Origin of the sequence: Methylobacterium adhaesivum (assembly GCF_022179065.1) — a bacterium.
GTDB lineage: Bacteria > Pseudomonadota > Alphaproteobacteria > Rhizobiales > Beijerinckiaceae > Methylobacterium > Methylobacterium adhaesivum.
Window position 1 is genome coordinate 1 of the sequence record NZ_BPQD01000004.1, and the last position, 21014, is coordinate 21014.

Genomic DNA, 21014 nt, shown 5'->3' on the forward strand with positions numbered 1-21014 from the left:
CGATTACGCCATCTCCCACGGCGACCCTGGTGCAATGTACTGGATCTGTGGGCCGGTTTTGGCGACCCATTTCCGCAAAGCCTTCGAGATCATCTCTGGACCATTGTCGCAGCGGATATTGTCTGGGATGCCATGCAGACACATCGCATCGGCCAGCGCCTCGATCACACCCAGACTATTGATGCGCCGCGCGACCTTGAGCGCCAGGCAGGCGCGACTGTGCTCGTCGATCAGCGTCAGGATGCGCAGGCTTCGCCCGTCATGGGTCTGACCCTGGACAAAATCGAAGCTCCAGACGTGATTGCGATGGAGAGCCCGCAGCCGCACGCAGGAGCCGTCGTTCAACCACAACCGGCTTCGTGGCCGATGCTTTTGTGGTACCTTGAGCCCCTCACGACGCCAGATCCGCTGAACCCGGTCCTTGCCCACCTGCCAGCCCGCCGCCTGTAGCAGCGCGGTGACACGGCGGTAGCCGTAGCGTCCGTACTCGGACGCCAGGGCGATGATGGCGCGGGTCAGCGCATCCTCGTCAGCCGGCACCGTCGGCACGTAGCGTTGCGTGCCCCGGTGCTGGCCGACGATCCGGCAGGCGTGGCGCTCCGAGAGGCCGTACTTCTCCTGGATCGCGTCGACTGCCTGCCGGCGTCGCTCCGGGGCTACAAGTTTCCCGAGGCGACATCCGCCAGCACTTGCTTCTCCAGGGACAAGTCAGCCACGAGCCGGCGCAATCGCGCGTTCTCCCGCTCCAGATCCTTCATCCGACGGGCCTGATCAATCTGCAGGCCGCCGTACTCCTTGCGCCAGCGATAGTAACTCTGCTCGGAGATCTCGGCCTCCTTGCAGGCCAGGGCCAAAGTCTTGCCCTGGGCCGTTTGAACCTCGATCTGGCGCAGCTTCAGAACCACCTGCTCCGCACCCGCCTTCTGACCTCGCTTCATATCCAGCTCCTTCAGTCCTGGCTGATCCTCTCAATCAGCCCGGTCCAAAGCCAGCCGGTCAGGTCACGTCACCCAGCTCACGCCGAGCGCGCGGATTGCATCGGCCACGCTCTGGCCCTGTCAAATCAACACATCCGCCTGCGGTAGCTTGGCGACAATCTCCTCGGGTTTCGGCTGCTTTGCCATCTTGTCCGTCCTCCAGGCTCAAAAGCCATACCAAAGGGCGGACCACTTCAATGGGGGACGATCACACTCACTCTCCCACCCCTCTGTCCGAGAGCGCCGCACAGACAATTTTCGTTTCCCGCTCCGCTATCAACTCGCGCTTCGCCATGAGCCAAAACTGCATCTCAAAGCCTTCTGGGCGATGATGCCGCTCCCAAATGTCATAGGCGCGCTCACGAATGTGCTCATCCGAGATCGCCTCGGCTTCTGAGCGAAGGGTCGGGGCTTCTTCACCGCACTTCACGGACGTTCCACACATCCATACCTCCAGCGCACTGGTCCCACCGTTCCAATAGAGCTTGCCCGTGCGGAACGTTCCAACGCCCTATCGTAGTCGTTCCACAAAAGTCATATTTCATTTCGGAACGGGGCATAGTTCAACGTCAAAAAACTTAATGGAACGACCCGAACCGGAACGCCCCCATGCTCATCGGATACGCCCGCACCTCCACCTTAGAACAGGAAGCCGGCCTGGAGGCTCAAACTCGCGACCTGACGGCCTTGGGATGCGAGAAGCTGTTCAGGGAGCAGGCGTCATCGGTCGGCCCCCGCAGGGCCCTGGAGATGGCCGTGGAGTTCGCCCGTGAGGGGGACACCATTGTTGTCACGAAACTGGACCGCCTGGCACGTTCGGTGACCCACCTGGGCAGCATCATTGCCGCCCTGGAGGCCAAGGGGGTGGCTCTGCGCATCGAGAACCTGGGCGTAGACACCTCGACGCCCACGGGCAAGCTCATGCTCAATGTGCTTGGAGGCGTGGCGCAGTTCGAACGAGAGATGATGCTGGAGCGCCAGCGAGACGGCATCGCCAAGGCGAAGGCGGAAGGCGCCTACAAGGGCCGGAAGCCCACCGCGCGGGCTAAGGCGGAAGAGATCAAGGCGCTGGCCGCGGAGGGCCTGAGCATGGGGGCTATCGCGACCAAGCTTGGGATTGGGAAAGGATCCGTGCATCGGGCGTTGAGCGAAGGTCCGAAGGCAGCGTGAGGGCCACCACGCAGCCAAGCCTGACTCGGCGGTCCTTCGGGCGGCCTAAGGGCTGCGTGCCAGCGGGGTGACAAACCTGGATGTCAGAAGTTGTAGCCCACCCTAAGACGCATCTGATGTCGGTCGAAACTCGTGAGGTCGAGCGACCCTGGCTCGCCCACGGCCTTCCCAGCTAACTGAACGCTCCATGTGAACGACGCCCAGGCATGAGGAGAAAGGCTCATGTAGATGGTCGGCCCCAGGTAGACCGCCTGTCCAACGAACTGATCGAGCGTCAGACCTTCGTAGGTGCGCGCGTAACGAACTTCGCCACCAACAAACAAGCCAGCTCGAAGTTGATAGGCGATGGCTGCGGCCAGCTCCGTGCCCGACCCAAGCACCCGCTCATCGCCGCTGTTGAGCCGCGTTGACGCGAAGGCAAAGCTGGCGTTGAGGGCTGCAACGAGCTTCCCTGGGATCAGCTCGTAATCTGCGAGCAACCCCACCTCTGTACCGAAGCTGCGTGCCCCCACCCCTGAGCCACTATCCACATCGCTGTAGCCCGGCACGATGTTGAGGGTGAGTCCAAACGGACCGGTTCGACGGTCGATGAAGCGGAGGCGAGTTTCCAAGAAGGCTCCCGCGATGCCACCGCTCAACCGCGTAGGAGTGCCAGGAGTACTAACATCGTAAGCGTTCAAGGTGATGCCGGGAGCCAGCCGGAAGTCACTCGTCAGTGGCACCTTCAGCGCCAGCCCGCTGTCAATGGCTACGAACCGCCGCAGACGTTTGCCCAGTCGCCCGGAGGTCTCCCATTCCAGCTCCGCTTCACCGGGCACACCAAGGTCACTACCTTCCGTGAAGCCAAACAGGTGCTCACTGTCGATATCGCCAGGAGTGAGGTTTTCAGCGGCGGTCGGTAGTGTCTGAGCCTTAGCGCGCGACGACAGAGGGACCTGCCCCGCTGCCAACGAAGCGAGCGCAAACAACCCAACGGAAGCTATACCCACGTTCCGGTGCGGGGGAGCTCGCATCCTGACAACCTCATTTATAGCCATTGCTATACGAATTAGTCATAGCTGCGCGGCTTCGTCAACGCCCTTCGCTAAGCTGAGGGGCCAACCAATGGGTTAGGGTGGAGGGCCAGCAGAATGGCCAAGGCGAACGAGCAGGCCGGTGACCTCGGGCCCATCCTCGCAGAGCTTCGTGGGGCCGGTATCGAGACCTCGGGGGGCATCGCACTTGCACTGAATGAACGCGGCATCCCGACCGCGCGGGGCGGCGAGTGGTCCCCCATGCAGGGCTCGCGGGTCGTCTCGAAGCTGGAGGCACAGGCCGGTTGAGGACGGGAGCCGCTTACGGGTCCCATGTGTGGTAGGTGAGGGGGCCTGGGGGCACCCGAGACCACTCATCGCCATCCCGGCCCCTACCGCTTCTTCCCCAGCTCGGCCGCAATGTCCTTGGTCATCCGGCCCACCTTCCGGTGCGCGGCAGTGAGCTGGTCCTGGGTCACGCCCCACCGCTTCGTCCAGTACTCCACGGCCTTGCGCTCCGAGAGGTCCAGGCGGTCCTTGTCGATGAAGCCTCGTTTGTCCTTCAGCCCGGCCATGTCCGTTCCCTCTTCCAGAGATCGCATGTCAGCATGGGGGCATCCGGGGTCAAGCTGGCCCCCTTACGGTCTGCCCAGGGGCACCCCCGCCCGTACCGTCATGCGAGTCAGGGTCACCGCCAGAGCCACGCCGAAGCCCCCGCCAGCGGCCTTCACGAAGAAGTCTCCAGTTCGGCCGTGCCGTGTCGCCTCAAGCAACTGAAGCGCCTCCAGACCGGCCCCCGCGAGGGTCACCAGGGCGAGCACTTCCCAGCGCCGCCGCGGGTAGCCGTAGGCGAACAGGAACCCGAGGGCGGCGAACGCGCCGAACCGTTCCAGGCCGACCGGAAGCCCGCTCACCGGACGCAACCCGATGGGGGCCATGGTCGCGAAGATCAGGGCGGCCAGGAGTAGCCATGCGAGGGACCGGGCAAGGTTCGACATGCGCCGGGTGTGGACGGCCAGCTAGGCGGCACTGAGGCGCATGTGACGGTTCGGTGAATAGGCCCGCGCGAGTGGTCTCGTACCTGAACGCAACGGCGGGCCGAGGAGGGGAACCGCTTACGGGTCCCCTGTGGGGAGGAGTGGGGGGGGGGTTAAGGCGTTCTGAGCTACCAGCCGCCGTACCCACGCGGACGGTCGCAGTCCCGCCGGAAGCCGTACCCTACGCGGCGATACCCGGAATCATCGTCCTCGTAGACACGCACGGGGCGGGGACGCCGATAGACCGGCACCTCTTCCACGTACTCACGAACCACCGGAGCGGGGCGATAGCGGACCACCGGGGGCGCCTCGTCCTCGTACCCGTAGACGGGGGCAGGGCGGCTGTAGCCGTAGCCATAGGCGGGAGCCGCATGGGCGTCCGAGATGGCGGCCCCGAGAAGGGCACCGGCCGCAAGACCGCCGATGACACCAGCGGCGACCGCGCCGCCACCCCGAGCTTCAGCCTTCGGCGTCCCGAGAGCACCGACCGCCACAATCGCCGCGGTCGTAAGAGCTGCAAACTTCTTCATCGCCCATCCCCTGACATTTCGAGGAGGCCGGCATCGTGTGTGGTGCCCGGTCTCGGTGACCCAGCCTATGGTCTCTCGGCTGTGAGAAGGAGATTGCCAGGGGGCGGCTGCATCAATGCTGAAGCTTATTGGCAGCGTCCGTTCAGGTTCGCGAAGGTGCCAGCAGAGGACGCCGGAGAGGACCACCCATGCCCATTCGGGGACGAGGATGGCCGAGAGACACTATGCACACCTCGCGCCCTCGTATGTCGCCGACACGATCCGCCGTACCGCCCCAGACCTGTCGATCCCACAGGGCAGCCTGATCAGCATGCCGAGGCCGACTGTGGTGCAGGCGTGAGCAGGGTTGGTCGCTCCGATCGGAGCGAGAGCCGCAACGCCGACGCACCGCATGCAGCGCGAGGGAGCGGGGCAGGATGGCATATTTCGTCGACATCATGCCAGCGCGGACGGGAGGGGCAGGGGGCGATCACGATAGACCGACCTTTCGCTTACCTGAGCGGTTTGACGACCTTGAGGACGCCGCCGAGTTCGCCCTTGCGCATTTGGAAGAACGGGGGTGGCTGCTCACCGAGTGGTCGTTCAACGTCGTCGAAGAGGCGGGCCGCATCATTCTGACGGCGGATGAGCCAGCGCCATGAAGCGGGGAGAGCTCGCTGGCGAAACATGCATTGCTCGCTCGCCCATATTCCGTCAGCCGCTTCTCCCAGGCTCGCTTTAAGCGATCCCTCTGCCCAGGATCGGCTTCCCCTTCTTCGTCGGGGCATTGGTCCGGCCTTAGAGTTCCAATCCCGACAAGGTTGCGGCCGCCTGAATCAATGCGAGATGGGTTAAGCCCTGCGGAAGGTTGCCGAGGTAGGCACCGGTGCTGGGGTCGGCCATTTCGGAATGGATGCCGGAGTTGCGATCGAGGACCTCGACCAAAGCCTCGAACTTCTGCGCAGCCTCGTCCCCCTGGCCCAGCAAGGCCATCGCCTCGACCAGCCAGAAGGTGCACGCAAGGAAGCACCCCTCTTCGGCATCCACCCCCGAATAGCGATAATGGTACGGTCCGCGCCCGAGATCGCGGTCGATGGCCTTGCAGGTCGCGGTGAGGCGATCAAGACTGCCGAAGCGGAAGCGAACTGCCAGCGCCAGCGACGCATCGAGCCTGTCGCTTCCGGGGTGCATCACGTAGGCCTGCTTTGCCTCTGACCAACAGTGCTCGTTGATCCAGTCGGCGACACGGTCCCGGGACCGCGCCCAGCGGTCCTTGCAAGAGCTCGGCAGATGGCCATCCTCGGCCAACTCGACCGCACGGGCCAACGCCTGCCAACAGCTAATTTTAGAACCTGTGTAGTGCTGCGGCTCCGGCAGCTCCCAGATCCCCGCATCCTTCAGCTTCCACGTCTCGGCACACTCGTCGGCGAGGCGCGCCAGCAGCGCGCCGCTTCGCAGATCGAGCATGCCGCCGCCGGACACGAAGCGTGCCGCCGTCTCGAAGATGTCGCCGTAGATCCCGTGCTGATGCTGCCCGGAGGCGGCGTTGCCGGTTCGGACCGGACGGGAATCGCGGTAGCCGGGGAGGTCGATTTCCTCCTCATCGGACACGACCTCTCCGTCCAGGGTGTAGAGAACCTGGGCGCCGTGCTCTTCAAGGCGACGGAACAGCCACGTCAACGCGGCACTGGCCTCGGCGTGGGCTCCGAGCCGGAGGAACGCCTTGATGACGTAGCCAGCGTCACGGACCCAAGCGTAGCGATAGTCGTAGTTCTTCTTGCCACCGATGCCTTCCGGCAGCGAGGTCGTGGCCGCAGCAGCGATCGCGCCAGTGGGAGAGTACAGCAGCAGCTTCAACGCCAGCGCGCTGCGCTCGACCTTGTCGCGGTAGCGCCCCCGGTAGCCCAGACGTTCGGTCCAGTTGCGCCAGGCGTCGCAGGACACCTCAATGCGGCGATCGATGTCCGCGACCGGCGCAACGACCAACGGCTCGTGCTCGCCAGCGACGATGGCGACGAGTTCGCTCTGGCCGGCAACGACCTCGACATGCGCTGTGATCGCGTGATCGTCCTCGGCGTCGACCTGAACGCCGTCCCCATGGCGAAACAATCCCATCAGACCCATGACGTGAAATGCTCGTCCGCTGGCGTTCGTCGACAGGAACGGACCGGCGGTATCCCCGCGGGTCCCGAAGACCAGTTCGATCCGGAAACGGACGTGCCCTTCCAGACCCTCAATGCGACGGGCGAGTTCCGCCCAAGGCAAACGGCCGGCGGGACCACTATTCAGGCTTTCGGTCAGCCGCGCCTTTCCCGTCGGCGTCGTGAAGACGGTCTCGTGCACGTTGCTACCGTCTCTGTACGCGATCTCGGCCGTGAAGGGCGCGTCGGGCGTCACAGCGAAGTAGCCGCCCCCTTCCGGAGCAAGCAGGCGGTCGAACAGCGGTGGGGAGTCGAGGTTTGGGCAGCACCACCAATCGATAGACCCGTCCGCGCCGGAAAGTGCCACGGAGCGGCCTTCGCCCAAGGCCGCGTAGGCCTCCAGGGGGAGATATCCGTTTTTGCGTTCGACAGGGCCGCCTATGCGGGGAAACGGCTTCAGCACAGACGACGACTCCTGGGTAACGAAAGGGGGTGGCCGTGCTTACGCCGACGCGCATCCGCCACTTGGCGCGCGTAGAAGGCCGCGTCGAGCTGTTCAGTCCGCTGTGCACTGACGGGCACAGTGGGCGTTGACCGACTTGCGTCGCTTCGTGGCGGGCGTGGTGAGGGAGAACGTGGTGGCGACGAGAAGAACGGGGCGAGATGTGGCCGAGGCTTCCGCTGGATGCGGCTCCAACGCGACCACCGATGGTTCGTTGCCGCCAAGCGCCACCTGCGGCAACGCGACCGCGATACAGCGAAGGTGCTCGGGAAGCTCCAAGAAGCCGCCACGCCCGATTTGCGGCTCAACCCTGATTTAGAGCTCGATGGCGGTGATCAGTGACCTGGCTTGCTATCTCCAGGTCTGGATACGGTTAGTTCTGCGCTTGATGGGAGCGGATGGCGCGGGATCGCGTTGAACTCTGCACACTGATATCTGAGGCAGCCGATGCATCCGAACCGACTGGCTGACACGGAGGCGGTTCTTGCCCAGGCCGATCGAAAGTGGCGCTCGGAGGTGACGCGCCTCTACGGTCCCGACGGCGTTCTTCGCTTCGGCTACAGCAGTGAAGGCCGCGGCGAGGATGGAACGCCGGTCCGACACGCCTACGATGCGCGCTGCCATGCGGTCGCCGCGTGGCGTCACGAGCGCCGACCCGCAGTCTGAAGCATCGAGCGCACCATGCCGACGTGGATCGTCTCCGTCCTGAGCCTGTGGGCTGCGTACTGGGCCGCGATGTTCGCGCAAGTCGCTCACCTTCGGGCCGTCGATGACGGCGTCGGCGCTGTCGCCTTCTCGCGGATTTCCGGTGCCTTCTTGATCGTCGGCCTGGGGTTGTTCGTCATCGCGAAGGGCGGGTAGGCCGTGTGCAACCTCTACAGCCTGGTGACGCCACAGGCCGAGATCCGGGAATCGTTCGGCGCCGCGGCCAATCGCACGGGCAACCTGCCGGCGATGCCGGGGATTTTCCCCGACCAGTGGGCGCCGATCGTCCGCATCAGCGAGGACGGCGAACGCGTGATGGAGATGTGCCGCTGAGGCATTCCGGGGCCGAAGCCGTTCGGCGAGCATCCCGTCACCAACGTGCGCAATGTGAAGAGCCCGCACTGGCGACCCTGGCTCAAGCCCAAGTTCCGCTGCCTCGTGCCGGTCTCGTCCTTCAGCGAGTACGCCGACACCAAGCTGAAGGAGACGCCGACGTGGTTCGCCCTCGACGAGGAGCGTCCGCTGTTCTCCGGCATCTTGCGCTCCCGGACCGGCATACGTGGCACGAAGGCTGAGAACCCCGACCGGGCCGAGGAGGAGCACCACCTGTTCTCGTTCCTTACATGTGAGCCGAACGGCGTGGTCGGACCCGTCCACCCGAAGGCCATGCCGGTTCTGCTGACGACGCCCGAGGACTGGAGCACGTGGCTCGTAGCCCCGACGGAGATCGCCCTGGAGCTGCAGCGACCGCTGCCGGACGCCCTGATGCGGATCGTGGCGCAGGGCGCGCGGCGGGATCCAGCGGAGTGATCCCGCAGGGGGCGCCTCCGACGCTCCGATCGGCCTGCTTTCGATCCGGGCTGAGCCCCATACCAACCGTTTTGACAGGCGCTCGCTCGCAGGAGTGTTTTGCTGTTCATCCCGGAGCGCGTTCGCAGCACCGTCGGCTGCAAAACCGGGATGGGCCGCAGCACGCGAGAGCTGCGCGATCCAAGCGCCGAATTGCGACCTACGAATTTTGAGAGCCTGGGTGGGCAAAGCCTCGGAAACGCGGAACAGGTGCGTTCAGCGAACCCCGAATCGCTGCGTCGACCCGCCAATGATCAGGACCTTCATGCGCGCTCCTGTTTGCTCACTCGCCATGGCGCTGTTCGTGACCCTGGCGCCCTTCCCGGCGCTGTCCGCGCCCGACGAGGCCGTTCTTGCCGTGGCCAAAGCCCAGGACGGTCCGTATCGCGAGACCTTGAAGGGGTTGGTCGACGTTGATACCGGAACCGGCGACGTGCCCGGCCTCTCCAAGGTTGAGGGGGTCCTGAAGGCGCATCTCGAAGCGTTGGGCCTCTCGGTTAACCTCCGAGCCGCCCCCGTGTTCGGCGGCAACACCCTGATCGGCACGAAATCTGGTAGCGGCACGCGCAAGATCATGCTGCTGGTGCACTACGACACCGTGTTCAGTACCGGCGACGCCGCCAAGCGCCCCTATACGGAGCGCGAAGGCCGCGCGTATGGCCCCGGCGTCGCTGATGCCAAGGGCGGTATCGCAATGATCCTGCATGTCCTTGCGGGCCTGGAAGCAATGCGTTTCGATGGGTACGGCACTCTCACGGTAGTGCTCAACCCCGACGAGGAACGCGGCTCACGCGGATCGCGCGACGAAATCGCAAAAATTGCCCGCGACCAGGACGTGGTTCTGTCCTTCGAACCGTCATTTGCCGAGGCCGGCATCGACGCCGTCACCGTGGCGACCAAGGGCATCAATTACGCGAGCCTCATCGTGAAAGGCCGGGCCGCCCATGCCGGCGGGGCGCCAGAAGCTGGCCGCAACGCGGTCGTCGAACTCGCCCACCAGATCCTCCAGCTTCAAGATCTCGGCGACCCGGCGAAGGGGACCAGCCTGCACTGGACTGTGTTTCATGGCGGTACCAAGCCGAACATCATCCCGGAGGAGGCGAAAGCGGAAGGCGACATGCGCTACTTCGCGCCAAGCGAGTACGACAGAGTGCTCACGGCGGCGCGCAGGATCATCGGTGCCCACCGCGTTCCCGACACTCAGGTGACCTTCGATCTCGCCAAGGGTCGCCCGCCGCTGCCGCGGAATCCTGCGACGCAGGCGCTCGGCGAACGCGCGCGGAGCATCTACGCGGAGTTGGGCGCCGATCTATCCCTCGCCGAGATCGGTGGTGGCACCGATGCGGGCTACGCCTTGCAGCCCGACAGCCCGGCGAAACCCGCCATCATCGAGTCGCTCGGTATCGTCGGCGGCCACTATCACAGCGCCGACGAGTTCGCCGTCCTCGCCAGCATCACGCCGCGGCTCTACCTCGCGACCCGCCTCGTGATGGAGGTGTCGAAGGACGCGAGCCGTTGAGCCGGGATGGTGCGATCGAAGGCCCGCGCCGTCTCCTCGGCCGAGCGTCATCGCCCCCTTGCGAGGTTCGGTGACAGGCGGAGCATGATCGGAACGACAGCCAAAGCCGTTACAGCCGCGGCCACGGCCGCCCAGGTCGGTCCGACCGCATCGCCCAGCGGGCCGTAAAGCAGAGGCGTCGCGAGGGCGCTGCCGCCGAGCGTCCAGGTGTAGAAGACCGCGAAAGCGCGCGCGACGCCCCCCGGCGGCGCGAGGTCCGGCACGGTTCCGTAGAGCACTGACGAGGTTCCGTTCAGCATCAGACCGAGGACGGGCAGCACCGTGAGGGCGGGGGTGAGGGGGAGTGCGAGGACGAGCAGGATCGCGACGGCTGTACCCGCCTCGGTGAGGATCACGCACCGCGTCACCCCGTAACGTTCCCCGAGCCGGCCGAAGATCGCCTTGCCCAGTGCACCGCCCACGGCGACGAGGCCGAACGCGACACCCACCGTGGTGAGGACCGCTCCCTTCTCCTGCAGCAGGAACGGGAGGTAGACGAGAAAGCCCGGTCGCGCGGCGTTGTCGAGCATGCCGACCGCGACGAGGAGTCCGAACCCGGTCCGGCTCGCAGAGCTGCCGCCGGGCACGGCCGCTTGCGAGCACGCCAGCGCATCCTCGCGCGGGACGGGCTCGCGGGGCAGCAGGGTGGCGACCCCGAAGGCGACGACGACCCCGAGGCCGGCGGCGAGCCAGAGCACGAAGCGCCAGTCGGCGTGGGTGAGGAGGAGCCCGGCGAAGGCGGGCAGCGCCGCCTTCCCGAGATCGCCGGCGAAATTGTAGGTGCCGAGTGGTCCCCTTGCCCCGGCCCCATAGGTCCGGGCGATCACCGCCGAGGCGAGAGGATGTTGGGTGCTGCTGCCCGCGCCGGAGAGCACAAGGGCACCACAGAGGCCGGCGAGACCGCCCGAGACGCCGGCCAGCGCATAGCCGCCGGCCCCCAGCAACGTGCCGAGAACCAGAACCCTGCGTGCACTGAATCTCCGGGCGAGGGCCGTGGCGGGCATCTGAAGACCGGCCAGCGCGCCGACGTAGAGGGAGCGCACCAGCGCGAGCGCGACGTAGCCGAGGCCGAACTCCGCCTGCCAGACCGGGAGCAGCACGTAGATCAGGTCGGTGTAGCCGTCGTGCAGGGCGTGGTTGACGCCGATCGTCGCGAGGGTGCGCGTCCGGATGGGTGGGCGGATGTTGTCCGCTCCATCGGTCGGGGTCGCGGCCCGCCCGTCCGTTTCCGCAATGGTCGTCGGCATCGATCACCCTTCCAAGGCCGACAGCAGCCAACCTCCTGACGGCTACACCCGTGAGCCTTCGTCGATGAGGGCCGTTCGACTCACGCTACCCGTGCGCTAAGCTCACGGATCGACCTCGGAGGTTTAATGCGCCGCCTTCCACCTCTCCACGCGCTGCGCGTCTTCGAGGTCGCTGCCCGAGCCGGCAGCCATGCCGCTGCGGCGGCCGAACTCGGGCTGACCCACGGGGCCGTCAGCCGTCAGATCACTGTGCTGGAGGCGTGGTTCGGCCAGCGCCTATTCGTGCGGGTTGGGCGCAACGTCGTCCCGACACCCGCGGCTCGAGCCTTCGCGGAAGCGGCCAGCCTCACCTTCGACAGGCTCGACGCGGCGGCGGAGATCTGCGGCCGGCCCCTCGCGTCACGGATCCTGCGGGTAAGCACGCCCACGACCTTCGCGATGCGCTGGTTGATCCCACGTTTGGACAGTTTCCACGCGGCGCGGCCGGAGGCTGAAATCGTCGTCACGACGACCACGACCTTGCACAATGCCCTGCGCGGCGGCTTCGACCTCGCAGTCCGGCGCGAACCGCGTATCGGGTCGGGGGCGCACCATCCCTGGGGCGCCTACCGCGCTGTCCCTTTCCTGCGGGAGGCCAACACGCTGGTTGCAAGCCCGTCCCTCCTCGCGGCCCGTCCCCTACACACCCCGAATGACTTCGAAGGGGGTACGCTGCTGACGAGCGAGACGCGCCCGGGCGATTGGAGCGACTGGCTGGGCCTCGCTGGTCTCCCCCTTGATACGGGCCGACGCCGGACGTTCGATCACTACTTCGTTGCCCTGCAGGCGACAGCGGACGGGCTCGGCTACGGCGTCGGGCCGCTGCCGGTGCTGTCCGGCGATCTGGCCTCCGGACGGCTCGTCGCCCCGTTCCCGGAGATCGTTGTCCCGCGCCCCGGCTACGTGGCCCTCGTCCCGAACGACGCGGACAAGACGTCGACCCTTACGGCATTCGTCGACTGGCTCGTCGCCACGGGCGCGCAATGAGACCGGACGACCATTGGGCCGAGCCGGAGACGGCTTCTTTCCTTGCGAGAGGCATCTTTGTCCGGCACGTTGACTGATCTGTGCGTGAAGTGGACCCCTCGCATTTTCCAAGCAAACATCCGTCCCTTTAACCCAACATCTAAGAAGCGGACCGACAAGATTTAACCCAGAATGGTCGCACCACTTGTTCCATCGAGTATTCGAAATCGGACGAAAGTCTTAATTTACACGAACGGCAGGTCGAGTTGCTGGATTGCCCGTTAGTGTCGGGTCAGGAAGCGTTTGGCGCGTTCCGATTGCGGATCGGTGAAGAAAGCCTGTGGCGGCGCGACCTCGCGGATACAGCCGCCTTCCATGAAGACGATTGTGTCGGCCACATCGCGCGCGAAGCGCATCTCGTGGGTCACGATCACCATGGTCAGCCCCTCCTTCGCGAGCTCGTGGATGACGCTGAGCACCTCCCCAACCATCTCGGGGTCGAGGGCACTGGTCGGCTCGTCGAACAGGATGACCTTCGGCCTCATGGCAAGGGCTCGGCTGATCGCGACGCGCTGCTTCTGACCGCCGGACAGCGTATGCGGGTAAGCGTCGGCCTTCTCCGCGAGGCCGACGCGCGACAGGATCGCGCGGCCCTCCGCCTCGGCCTCCCGCCTCGGGCGGCGCAGGACATGGACCGGGGCCTCAACGACGTTGCCGAGCACTGTCAGATGGGGCCAGAGCGCGAAGTGCTGGAAGACCATGGCGATGCTGGTTCGCGCGGTGGCGAGTTCGCGCCGGGCCATGGGTCGCGCGGTTGCCGCCGTTCCGATCCGGCCGATCGGCTTGCCGTGGATGAACACCGAGCCTTTGCTCGGCTCCTCCAGCCAGTTTAGGCAGCGCAGGAGGGTCGATTTACCCGAGCCGCTAGGCCCGAGGATGCAGGTCGTCGTGCCGGGGGCGATGTCGAGGTCGATGTCGCGAAGGACCTCGAACCCGTCGAAATCCTTGCACACGCCCTTCACGGAGATGGCAGCGTCGATCTCAGCCAAAGCGCACCTTCCTTACCCTTTCCATCCGTCGCACGCCTGCCTCGATTACAAACGACATGAGGAGGTAGAGGCCGACAGCTGCGGCGAACGGCGCGAACGGCGTGAAGGTGTTCGCACTGACGAAATTCGCCGCGAAAGTCAGTTCCTGCACAGTGATGATCATGAGGAGGGCACTGTCCCGGATGGTCGTGATGACCTGGTTTCCGATCAACGGCGCGGCTGTGATGGCGACCTGGGGCAGGATGATGCGCCGGTAGAGCAGGCCGCGGGACAGACCGAAGGCATGGGCAGCCTCGATGGAATCCCTGGCGACGGCGAGGAACGCGGCCCGGAAGATCTCGGCGAGATAGGCCGTGGTGTAGAGCGTCAGCGAGGCCAATCCCGCCCACCACGGATCGAGCCTGAGGCCGAGTTCGGGCAGGCCGTAATAGACCAGGTAGGCCAGCAGCAGGAACGGCACGCAGCGCAGGAGATCGACAAGTTCCGCGAGCGACCGGCGCAGCGGCCCGGGGGACTCGGTGAGGAGGATGGCGAGGAGGATGCCGAGTGGGATGCTGAGCAGCAGGCACCCCAGCACCAGCAACAGGGTGTTGGCGGCCCCCCACAGGAAGACGTCCCGGCTCTGCCAGACGGCCAGCAGCCCGCTCATCAGCGCGTCACCCCGTAACGCCGGGCGATTCTGCGCTCGACGACGCGCTGGCCCCGTACGAGCGTCGCGATCAGCGCGGTGTAGATTAGGGTCGCCACGAGGAACGGAGGCAGCGGCTCGTAGGTCTCGGCGCCGACACGGCCGGCGGCGCGGGTGATCTCCACGACGCCGATGACCGCCACCGCCGGGGTGCATTTGAGCAGGATGGTGACCTCGCTGATAAGAGGCCCGAGATTGGCCCGCCAGATCTGCGGGAAGACGATCCGGGTGAAGATCTGCCGCTCCGACAGGCCGAACGCGGCGGCGGCCTCGCGCTGGTCGCGCGAAAAGGTCTGGAGGGCCGCCCGCCAGATCTCGCTGCTGAAGGCCGCCGTGTTTATTGTCAGGGCCAGGATGGCGGCTGGCACCGGATCCAGCTGGATGCCGGCCGACGGCAGGATGAAGAAGACGAAGAGGACGAGCGTTATGAACGGCGTCGCCCGGACGAGGCTGACGAAAGCTGCGAGTGCTCCCGCGAGCACCGGGACCCGACGCCAGCGCAGAAGGGCGAGGAGCAGGCCCAGCGGCAGGCTGAGCAGGATGCTGACGGCCGCCAGCATGGCGGTGACCACCGCGCCGTCGAGGATCGTCCGGATCGCTGGCCACGTCATGGCCGCCTCTCCCCGCGTTTGAGGTGTTCGCCGCCCGGGTCCCCGCTACTTGGACGCCGTCGCGGGCATGTCCTTGAAAGCGCGGCCCAGCCATTTCTCCTGAAGGGCGTAGAGCTCACCGCTCGCCCGCACCTTCGCCATGAACGCGTCGAGATAGGCGAGAAGGCTGTCGTTGCCCTTGGCCACGGCCCAGGCCGCATACGTCGGCGCACCGACCGCCTCACCCATCCTGAAGCGCTTGGGCTGATCCTTCGTCAGGCTGACGAGGTTCACGACGCCGTTGATTACATAATCGAGCCGGCCGTTGGCCAGATCCTGGTAGGCCTCCGGCAGGGAGGTGTACTGCACCACCTTACCGAGCTTTCCGTTCGTCTTGGCGAGCGTGGGCTCGAGATCTGCTAGGGCGGCATAGGAGGCGCCGCCGGATTGGACGCCCACGGTCCTGCCCGCCAGATCCGCCACGCTCTTGATCCGGCTCTCGTCGGCGCGGACGACATAGTACTGCGTCGCATCTGCTATCGGCATCGTGAAGGCGAGGCTCTGCACCCGCTCGGGCGTGATCACGGCCGCGGTCAGGGCCACGTCGTACTTTCCGGTGGCGACGCCGGCCAGGAGCCCCGTCCAGGGGATGATCTGCTGGTCGATCTTGAACGGCGTCTCCTTTCGCAGCAGCGCCAGGAGTTCGTGGTCGAGGCCCATCGGCTTGCCGTTCTCAACGTACTCGAACGGCTTATAGCTGTCCTCCGTGGCGACGATCATCGTCCCCTTGGCCTTGATCTCGTCGAGGCTGGCCGCGAAGGCCTGCGAAGCGCTGACGGTCAGCATCACGGCGGCGGCGATGCCAAAGGTCTTGGTCCGAACGAACGACATGGCTTAGTCCTTCTGCTCTCGATGAGGATCGTGCCGCCCAATCCTGCGCCGGAGCGATTCCCGGTCGCGGCGGAGGCGGTTCAGGCCTTCCGGGACGGCGCCGCCCCGCGATGAGCCACCAAGTCGATCTCGACCAGCGCGTCGTAGGCCAGGCCCGTCGTGCCGATGCAGGTGCGCGCCGGTCGCCGGTCCTGCCGGAAGTACGACTGGTAGGTCGCGTTGAAGGTCGCATAGTCGCGCTGGAACTCCCTGAGGAAGGCGCGGGCGACCACGACGTGCTCGAAGCCCAGTCCGATCCCCGCCAGCACGGCGTCGAGATTGGCCATCACGTTGCGGGTCTGCGCCTCGATGCCCTCCGGCAGCAGGCCAGGCGCCTGCGAGGTATCGGGCATCTGCCCCGTCACGAATACCAGGCCGTCGATCTCCACGGCATGGCTGAAGGGCGCCACCGGCTTCGGCCCACCGGCAATCATATGAAAGAGCGCGGTGGACGGGGTCTCGGGATTCGTCACCATGAACTCCTGGTCGCAGGCCGTGCCCGCAAGACGCTTCCGCGGTCCTCACCGTGAGCCGCATTGTCACGAGCAGATTAGGCGGGATTGTCCTACTTTGCGCGGGGAGACATCCGGCACGATGCTTGGATTTCCGGCGCTCCCTGGAGCACGCTAGGACAATCACCCGGACAATTGGAACGGCCATGACGCGACTGGAACATCCATGACGCGACCGGTATGGACGGAGGCGATCGAGCGGGCGGCGGGCCCGCGCTACCTCGCCATCGTGAGCGCGGTGGAAATTGCACTGCGATCCGGCATTCTGCGCCCGGGCGACCGGCTGCCGCCGCAACGGGACCTCGCCGCCTGGCTGTCGCTGAACATCGGCACAATCAGCCGCGCCTATGCGGAGATGCAACGGACAGGCCTGGCGCGGGGCGAGGTAGGCCGGGGCACGTTCCTCAACCTAGTGCAGGAGACGGACGCACCGTCATCTCTGCGGGCCCCCGCCCCACGCCCGGCCTTCCTCGACCTGTCCCACAACTTCCCGTCGCATGCGATGCGTCACCCCGCGCTGGCGTCGATACGCCCGGCATTCGACGCCCACATGGATGTCGGCGCCATGCTCTCTGCCCAGGTCGATATCGGTCTGAATCGGCATCGGGAGATCGCGGCGCGTTGGCTCGGCCGCTTCGGAATCGAGGCCCAGGCCGACGACCTGCTGGTCACCTGTGGCGGTCAGCACGGCCTAATGCTCGCGCTCATGGCGTTGACCCGACCCGGCGAGGCCGTGCTGGCAGAGGAACTAAGCTTCTACGGGCTGAAATCGGCCGCCGGCATGCTAGGACGCTCGCTGGTCGGTGTGCGCATGGACCGCGAAGGCCTCATGCCCGACTACCTCGACGTCGTCTGCCAGCGGACCAAGGCGAAGGTCCTGTTCTGTACGCCGACGTTGCACAACCCGACCACGGCGACGATGTCGTTGGAGCGGCGGCTGCATGTGGCCGAGGTCTGTGAACGCCACAACGTCATGATCGTCGAGGACGACGTCTACGGCTTCTTGCCTGATCCGCCGTTGCGGCCGCTGGCCGCCTCCGCCCCGGACCGGGTGGTGCATATCTCCAGCTTGTCGAAGCTCGCCGGCCCAGGGCTGCGTATAGGGTTCATAAGAGTGCCTCGGCATCTGGTCTACGCGTTCGGCATCGCCCTTCGGGCCAGCACCCTGATGGCCTCCCCCTTCAACGCCGAATGGGCGACGCGCCTGCTAGCCTCGCAGCAGATCGATCAGGTCGTGGCCGACTTGCGAACGGAAACCGAAGCCCGGCAGGCCCTCGTGGCCTCCCGCATGCCGGAGCAAGCCATCATGAGCCACCGAAACGCGTTCTACTTCTGCCTCAACCTGCGGAACGGCTGGTCTGCCGAGGCTTACAGGCAAGCCGCCGAAGACATCGGGGTGGGCGTCACGCCACTGAGCCTCTTCGAGGTGTCCTCCTTGCACCAGAGCGACAGTGTGCGCGTCTGCATCAACGCAGCGCCGGACCAAGCCTCGCTTCGCGAAGGCTTGGATAAGCTCGCAGAGCTGCTCGTATCAGGCGCACCGCCGACCGTCCGGTTCAGAGCGGCGATCTGAACCGGACGGTCGGCCTCCGGGCAAACGTCCGATTTCGTCACTTCCATTCCATAAGCGGTCCAGCTGAAAACCACCCCACCCGGACATTTGACCAAAGCGCCGAGCGGCCGGCTCCCGCCCCCATCGATCTCACCCTCGAGGTGGTCGCCACCCGGCTGCCTTCGCCTCGTCCTCCGAGCAGCACACCCGCTCGCCAGATTTTTTGCCGATCCGAGTCCGGTCGTAATCGCGCTAGCCAGGGACGTGGTGAACCTTTTCGCCCGCGCGGGAAATGTTGCCCTTGATGGCGCAATCGCCGGGAGCGGGCGTTTCCGCCCGACCGGCTAGGGCTGGAATAGGGCCTTCTGGGCCACAGGGGGCTGCGACCCCCATCCCCCTCGCGCTCCCCCCCCGGCGCTAGTCGGAGGGCGTTGTGAACGCGCCTGCCCAAATCCCGCGCTTCGTGGCCTTGGCCGTCGCCTCGGCTGCGACGTAGTCCGTTGAGTACCACTGGTAGGCGATCGCATGGCCCTGCGAGAGCATCCAGGCGTTTAGGTCCTCGCTAGCCTTCCGGTAAACCGCGACCATCCGGCCATAGCGGTCGGTGTCGCGCGGCTCGCACGTGATCGGGGACTGCCCAATGCGGTCGGACAGGGCCAAAGCCGCGACCTGGCCAAGGCCGGGTGGATCAGATCGGGGTGAAGGGCGCGGACCGGTGGTTCACAGGCTAAGATGCGCTTCACGCTAGACCGGGAGGAAGCATGTTCACGCACATCATGATCGGCAGCAATGATCTGGAGCGATCCAGGGGCTTCTACGACGCCACGTTCGCCGCCTTGGGCGGCGGTCCCGGCAGAATGGATGAGAGAGGCAGGCTGATTTACGCCTACGAGGGCGGTCGGCTGATGATCACGAAGCCGATCGACGGCAATCCCGCGACTGCGGCCAATGGTGGGACGATCGGCATCGTCGCCGCGACCCCTGACCACGTCCTCGCTTGGCACCGGGCCGGCGCCGCGCAGGGGGGGACCGCGATCGAGAGCGCTCCTTCCGAACGTCCAAATGGGGCTTTCGTCGCCTACCTCCGCGATCCTGACGGCAATAAGCTCACGGCACGGACCCATCCGGCGAAATGATCCGAACTCTCGTGAAAGTTGGTCTCATCGCAGCAGGCCGCTCTTCACGCGTGCGCCGTTGGTAGCTCGGCCACCTGGGTCGTGTACCGAGGCGAGCGCATTTCGAACTTCGTCGACCACGTCCGCTTCTCGGTCAGCCCGGCACGCGCTGGCACCACGGTCCCGCGTCCGAACCGGCTGTTGCACGCGTCCATAGCCGCCATGAGCGGACCGCTGCGCTCGCGATCCATCTGCCCGATGAGCGCGCGGGGCGAGGCGGCCAGGGGCATCAGGTCCGTGGTGATCACGCCGGCCTTGCTGTAGCGCCACGGCCGGTCGCCCGGTGCTTCGCGCCAGGTGCGGGCGACGCCGAGCTGTGCCGCCTGGATTAGCACGAGGCTGTCGTTCGTCGCCTCGGGCAGCGTCACCGTGGTGGAGACCGAACGCATCGGGTCGCCGCGATCGTGGGTCGAGGTGTGGTAGAAGACCGTCATATGGTCGGTACCCAGGCCCTCGCGCCGGAGCTTCTCGCCCAGACGCGTGGCGTGGGCGGCCACCGCCTGTTCCACCGTGGCCCGGTCCTCGACGCGGCGGGAGAACGAACGGGTGACGGCGCAGCCCTTGCGCTGGGCCGGCACCAGCTCGAGGGGCAGGCACGACACGCCACGCAGCTCGTGGATGATGCGCTCGCCCACCACCGTCATCGCCTTGCGCACGGGGCGCGGATCGAGGTCGCGCAGGTCCGCCACCGTGTCGACACCCATGGCCTCGATCTTCGTCGCCGAGGCGCGACCGATCCCCCAGACCTCGGACGCTGAGATCCGGCAGAGCCAGTGATCGTAGGCCACCGGGTCGGTCAGGTCGCAGACGCCGTCCAGGGCGGGTTGCGTCTTGGCGATGTGGTTAGCGAGCTTGGCGAGCGTCTTCGTCGGGCCGATGCCGACGCAGGTCGGAATGCCGGTCCAGGCCAGCACCGTGGCGCGCAGGTCCCGCGCCAGCTCGATGCGCAGATCCGGGTGGACGTCCGACAGGTCGAGGAACGATTCGTCGATGGAGTAGATCTCGACGCGGGGGGAGAAGTCCCGATAGACTGCGTTCGTGCGCGAACTCATGTCTCCGTAGAGCGTGTAGTTCGAGGAGAACACCCGCACGCCGTCGCGCCGACACTGCTCGCGTATCTTGAAGAATGGATCGCCCATCTTGATCCCGAGGGCCTTGGCCTCGGCGGTACGGGCGATGGCGCAGCCATCATTATTGCTCAGCACGATCACCGGCACCCGGGCGAGCTTGGGATCGAACACGCGCTCGCACGAGCAATAGAAGCTGTTGCCATCGATGAGGGCAATGGCGCGCCCGCCCCCGATCGGATCCAGTTGGCTTGGCGCTGAATCGCTCACGACAGCCGCCCGCGCACAAGATGCCAGCGGATCGAGAAGCGCAGTACGCCCCAGATGTCGACCTCTCCGTACTCATCGACGGCGAAGGCGGGCATGTCCGGGTTGTCGAACTCGAGCCGGGCGCGGTTGCCCGCCATCCGGTAGCGTTTGCACGAGAGCTGCCCGTCGACCACCGCCACGACGACGTTGCCATCCTCAACGCGGAGGCTGCGATCGATGCAGGCGAGGTCTCGGTCATGGATGCCGGCGCCGAGCATGGACCAGCCACGAACCTGCATTAGGAATGTCGCGGGCGGGTTCGGGACCAGCCATCGGGGCAGCTCAAGTGCCCCTTCCATGAAGTCGTCGGCCGGGCTCGGGAAGCCGGCGCAAAGGGCTTGTCCGATCACGGGCACGCGAACGGCATCCGCACTGCCGAGAATCAGTTCATCAACGGTGTAGGGGCTCACGAAGCGGTGCTCGCTCGTG

23 protein-coding genes and 3 pseudogenes are annotated in these 21014 nt (G+C 66.0%); 10 read left to right on the forward strand and 16 right to left on the reverse strand.

Translation table 11 applies throughout. The features are described 5' to 3' along the window. Positions 1–12: 12 nt before the first annotated feature. Positions 13–938 (reverse strand): annotated as a pseudogene (locus tag MFF01_RS06290) (IS3 family transposase); the annotation flags it as partial. A gap of 253 nt (positions 939–1191) precedes the next feature. After that, the gene (locus tag MFF01_RS06295; protein ID WP_238223118.1) at positions 1192–1407 is read right to left on the reverse strand and encodes a DUF2934 domain-containing protein; all 216 of its coding nucleotides are present in this window, start codon (positions 1405–1407) and stop codon (positions 1192–1194) included. Positions 1408–1586: 179 nt separating this feature from the next. Between MFF01_RS06295 and MFF01_RS06300 the strand changes: the two genes are divergently transcribed. After that, a complete protein-coding gene (locus tag MFF01_RS06300) occupies positions 1587–2147 on the forward strand; it encodes a recombinase family protein (protein ID WP_238223120.1) in 561 nt (186 codons plus the stop codon). Positions 2148–2230: 83 nt separating this feature from the next. On the opposite strand, the gene MFF01_RS06305 is transcribed toward MFF01_RS06300, so the two are convergent. Beyond that, the gene (locus MFF01_RS06305; protein WP_238223122.1) at positions 2231–3115 is read right to left on the reverse strand and encodes a DUF6662 family protein; all 885 of its coding nucleotides are present in this window, start codon (positions 3113–3115) and stop codon (positions 2231–2233) included. A 162-nt stretch (positions 3116–3277) separates the two neighbouring features. Here MFF01_RS06305 and MFF01_RS06310 point away from each other — a divergent pair, with 162 nt between their 5' ends. Continuing rightward, positions 3278–3469: a recombinase family protein gene (locus MFF01_RS06310; RefSeq protein WP_238223124.1), complete on the forward strand. Its 192-nt coding sequence runs from the start codon at positions 3278–3280 to the stop codon at positions 3467–3469. Positions 3470–3552: 83 nt separating this feature from the next. Here MFF01_RS06310 and MFF01_RS06315 read toward each other — a convergent pair whose 3' ends face one another. The 3 genes from MFF01_RS06315 to MFF01_RS06325 form a co-directional block, all read right to left on the reverse strand. Then, positions 3553–3735: a DUF3606 domain-containing protein gene (locus tag MFF01_RS06315; RefSeq protein ID WP_238223126.1), complete on the reverse strand. Its 183-nt coding sequence runs from the start codon at positions 3733–3735 to the stop codon at positions 3553–3555. 63 nt (positions 3736–3798) lie between these two features. Further along, positions 3799–4158: a VanZ family protein gene (locus tag MFF01_RS06320; protein WP_238223128.1), complete on the reverse strand. Its 360-nt coding sequence runs from the start codon at positions 4156–4158 to the stop codon at positions 3799–3801. A gap of 167 nt (positions 4159–4325) precedes the next feature. Continuing rightward, the gene (locus tag MFF01_RS06325; protein WP_238223129.1) at positions 4326–4727 is read right to left on the reverse strand and encodes a hypothetical protein; all 402 of its coding nucleotides are present in this window, start codon (positions 4725–4727) and stop codon (positions 4326–4328) included. A gap of 208 nt (positions 4728–4935) precedes the next feature. Here MFF01_RS06325 and MFF01_RS22035 point away from each other — a divergent pair, with 208 nt between their 5' ends. Together MFF01_RS22035 and MFF01_RS06330 are read left to right on the forward strand one after the other, a co-directional pair. Then, a complete protein-coding gene (locus tag MFF01_RS22035) occupies positions 4936–5067 on the forward strand; it encodes a hypothetical protein (protein ID WP_283207162.1) in 132 nt (43 codons plus the stop codon). Between the two features lie 76 nt (positions 5068–5143). Beyond that, a complete protein-coding gene (locus MFF01_RS06330) occupies positions 5144–5368 on the forward strand; it encodes a hypothetical protein (RefSeq protein ID WP_238223130.1) in 225 nt (74 codons plus the stop codon). 136 nt (positions 5369–5504) lie between these two features. Here MFF01_RS06330 and MFF01_RS06335 read toward each other — a convergent pair whose 3' ends face one another. After that, positions 5505–7310, reverse strand: a complete 1806-nt coding sequence (locus MFF01_RS06335) for a glycoside hydrolase family 15 protein (RefSeq protein ID WP_238223131.1) — start codon at positions 7308–7310, stop codon at positions 5505–5507. 720 nt (positions 7311–8030) lie between these two features. On the opposite strand from MFF01_RS06335, the gene MFF01_RS06340 reads away from it, so the two are divergent. From MFF01_RS06340 to MFF01_RS06350, 3 genes and pseudogenes are all read left to right on the forward strand, one after another. Then, on the forward strand, positions 8031–8210 hold the full coding sequence (locus tag MFF01_RS06340) for a hypothetical protein (protein ID WP_238223132.1): 180 nt from the start codon (positions 8031–8033) through the stop codon (positions 8208–8210). 3 nt (positions 8211–8213) lie between these two features. Next, positions 8214–8864, forward strand: a pseudogene (locus MFF01_RS06345) (SOS response-associated peptidase). Between the two features lie 220 nt (positions 8865–9084). Beyond that, entirely contained in the window at positions 9085–10422 is a 1338-nt protein-coding gene (locus MFF01_RS06350) for a glutamate carboxypeptidase (protein WP_238223133.1), read from the forward strand. A 47-nt stretch (positions 10423–10469) separates the two neighbouring features. On the opposite strand, the gene MFF01_RS06355 is transcribed toward MFF01_RS06350, so the two are convergent. Next, positions 10470–11708 carry an MFS transporter gene (locus MFF01_RS06355; protein ID WP_238223134.1) on the reverse strand — a complete coding sequence of 413 codons (1239 nt, stop codon included), beginning with the start codon at positions 11706–11708 and terminating at the stop codon, positions 10470–10472. Between the two features lie 126 nt (positions 11709–11834). On the opposite strand from MFF01_RS06355, the gene MFF01_RS06360 reads away from it, so the two are divergent. After that, entirely contained in the window at positions 11835–12734 is a 900-nt protein-coding gene (locus MFF01_RS06360; protein ID WP_238223135.1) for a LysR substrate-binding domain-containing protein, read from the forward strand. A gap of 260 nt (positions 12735–12994) precedes the next feature. On the opposite strand, the gene MFF01_RS06365 is transcribed toward MFF01_RS06360, so the two are convergent. The 5 genes from MFF01_RS06365 to MFF01_RS06385 all read right to left on the reverse strand — a co-directional run bounded on the left by MFF01_RS06365 (position 12995) and on the right by MFF01_RS06385 (position 16446). Further along, positions 12995–13762: an amino acid ABC transporter ATP-binding protein gene (locus MFF01_RS06365; RefSeq protein ID WP_283207163.1), complete on the reverse strand. Its 768-nt coding sequence runs from the start codon at positions 13760–13762 to the stop codon at positions 12995–12997. Further along, positions 13755–14411, reverse strand: a complete 657-nt coding sequence (locus tag MFF01_RS06370) for an amino acid ABC transporter permease (protein ID WP_238223143.1) — start codon at positions 14409–14411, stop codon at positions 13755–13757. Before MFF01_RS06370 ends, MFF01_RS06365 begins: the two co-directional genes overlap by 8 nt. Beyond that, the gene (locus MFF01_RS06375; protein ID WP_238223146.1) at positions 14411–15061 is read right to left on the reverse strand and encodes an amino acid ABC transporter permease; all 651 of its coding nucleotides are present in this window, start codon (positions 15059–15061) and stop codon (positions 14411–14413) included. The genes MFF01_RS06370 and MFF01_RS06375 overlap by 1 nt, the downstream gene beginning before the upstream one ends. A gap of 45 nt (positions 15062–15106) precedes the next feature. After that, the gene (locus MFF01_RS06380; protein ID WP_238223148.1) at positions 15107–15931 is read right to left on the reverse strand and encodes a transporter substrate-binding domain-containing protein; all 825 of its coding nucleotides are present in this window, start codon (positions 15929–15931) and stop codon (positions 15107–15109) included. An 80-nt stretch (positions 15932–16011) separates the two neighbouring features. Beyond that, positions 16012–16446 carry a RidA family protein gene (locus MFF01_RS06385; protein ID WP_238223150.1) on the reverse strand — a complete coding sequence of 145 codons (435 nt, stop codon included), beginning with the start codon at positions 16444–16446 and terminating at the stop codon, positions 16012–16014. 202 nt (positions 16447–16648) lie between these two features. Here MFF01_RS06385 and MFF01_RS06390 point away from each other — a divergent pair, with 202 nt between their 5' ends. Continuing rightward, complete coding sequence (locus tag MFF01_RS06390) at positions 16649–18055, forward strand: aminotransferase-like domain-containing protein (protein ID WP_238223151.1); 1407 nt, start codon at positions 16649–16651, stop codon at positions 18053–18055. A 396-nt stretch (positions 18056–18451) separates the two neighbouring features. Here MFF01_RS06390 and MFF01_RS06395 read toward each other — a convergent pair. Beyond that, positions 18452–18697: pseudogene (locus MFF01_RS06395) on the reverse strand (thermonuclease family protein); the annotation flags it as partial. A 98-nt stretch (positions 18698–18795) separates the two neighbouring features. Here MFF01_RS06395 and MFF01_RS06400 point away from each other — a divergent pair. Beyond that, complete coding sequence (locus MFF01_RS06400; protein WP_238223153.1) at positions 18796–19170, forward strand: VOC family protein; 375 nt, start codon at positions 18796–18798, stop codon at positions 19168–19170. A 44-nt stretch (positions 19171–19214) separates the two neighbouring features. Here MFF01_RS06400 and MFF01_RS06405 read toward each other — a convergent pair whose 3' ends face one another. Both MFF01_RS06405 and MFF01_RS06410 read right to left on the reverse strand, forming a co-directional pair. After that, complete coding sequence (locus tag MFF01_RS06405) at positions 19215–20546, reverse strand: Y-family DNA polymerase (RefSeq protein ID WP_238223154.1); 1332 nt, start codon at positions 20544–20546, stop codon at positions 19215–19217. Next, positions 20543–20995: a LexA family protein gene (locus tag MFF01_RS06410; protein ID WP_238223155.1), complete on the reverse strand. Its 453-nt coding sequence runs from the start codon at positions 20993–20995 to the stop codon at positions 20543–20545. Before MFF01_RS06410 ends, MFF01_RS06405 begins: the two co-directional genes overlap by 4 nt. Between the last annotated feature and the right edge of the window lie 19 nt (positions 20996–21014).

Excerpts from the sequence above, each read along its gene's own strand:
- MFF01_RS06300 (WP_238223120.1), top strand. The coding sequence starts at position 1,587 with ATGCTCATCGGATACGCCCGCACCTCCACCTTAGAACAGGAAGCCGGC.
- MFF01_RS06375 (WP_238223146.1), bottom strand. The coding sequence starts at position 15,061 with ATGACGTGGCCAGCGATCCGGACGATCCTCGACGGCGCGGTGGTCACC.
- MFF01_RS06370 (WP_238223143.1), bottom strand. The coding sequence starts at position 14,411 with ATGAGCGGGCTGCTGGCCGTCTGGCAGAGCCGGGACGTCTTCCTGTGG.
- MFF01_RS06310 (WP_238223124.1), top strand. The coding sequence starts at position 3,278 with ATGGCCAAGGCGAACGAGCAGGCCGGTGACCTCGGGCCCATCCTCGCA.
- MFF01_RS06320 (WP_238223128.1), bottom strand. The coding sequence starts at position 4,158 with ATGTCGAACCTTGCCCGGTCCCTCGCATGGCTACTCCTGGCCGCCCTG.
- MFF01_RS06340 (WP_238223132.1), top strand. The coding sequence starts at position 8,031 with ATGCCGACGTGGATCGTCTCCGTCCTGAGCCTGTGGGCTGCGTACTGG.
- MFF01_RS06385 (WP_238223150.1), bottom strand. The coding sequence starts at position 16,446 with ATGGTGACGAATCCCGAGACCCCGTCCACCGCGCTCTTTCATATGATT.
- MFF01_RS06360 (WP_238223135.1), top strand. The coding sequence starts at position 11,835 with ATGCGCCGCCTTCCACCTCTCCACGCGCTGCGCGTCTTCGAGGTCGCT.
- MFF01_RS06330 (WP_238223130.1), top strand. The coding sequence starts at position 5,144 with ATGGCATATTTCGTCGACATCATGCCAGCGCGGACGGGAGGGGCAGGG.
- MFF01_RS06315 (WP_238223126.1), bottom strand. The coding sequence starts at position 3,735 with ATGGCCGGGCTGAAGGACAAACGAGGCTTCATCGACAAGGACCGCCTG.
- MFF01_RS06355 (WP_238223134.1), bottom strand. The coding sequence starts at position 11,708 with ATGCCGACGACCATTGCGGAAACGGACGGGCGGGCCGCGACCCCGACC.
- MFF01_RS06325 (WP_238223129.1), bottom strand. The coding sequence starts at position 4,727 with ATGAAGAAGTTTGCAGCTCTTACGACCGCGGCGATTGTGGCGGTCGGT.
- MFF01_RS06380 (WP_238223148.1), bottom strand. The coding sequence starts at position 15,931 with ATGTCGTTCGTTCGGACCAAGACCTTTGGCATCGCCGCCGCCGTGATG.
- MFF01_RS22035 (WP_283207162.1), top strand. The coding sequence starts at position 4,936 with ATGGCCGAGAGACACTATGCACACCTCGCGCCCTCGTATGTCGCCGAC.
- MFF01_RS06400 (WP_238223153.1), top strand. The coding sequence starts at position 18,796 with ATGTTCACGCACATCATGATCGGCAGCAATGATCTGGAGCGATCCAGG.
- MFF01_RS06390 (WP_238223151.1), top strand. The coding sequence starts at position 16,649 with ATGACGCGACCGGTATGGACGGAGGCGATCGAGCGGGCGGCGGGCCCG.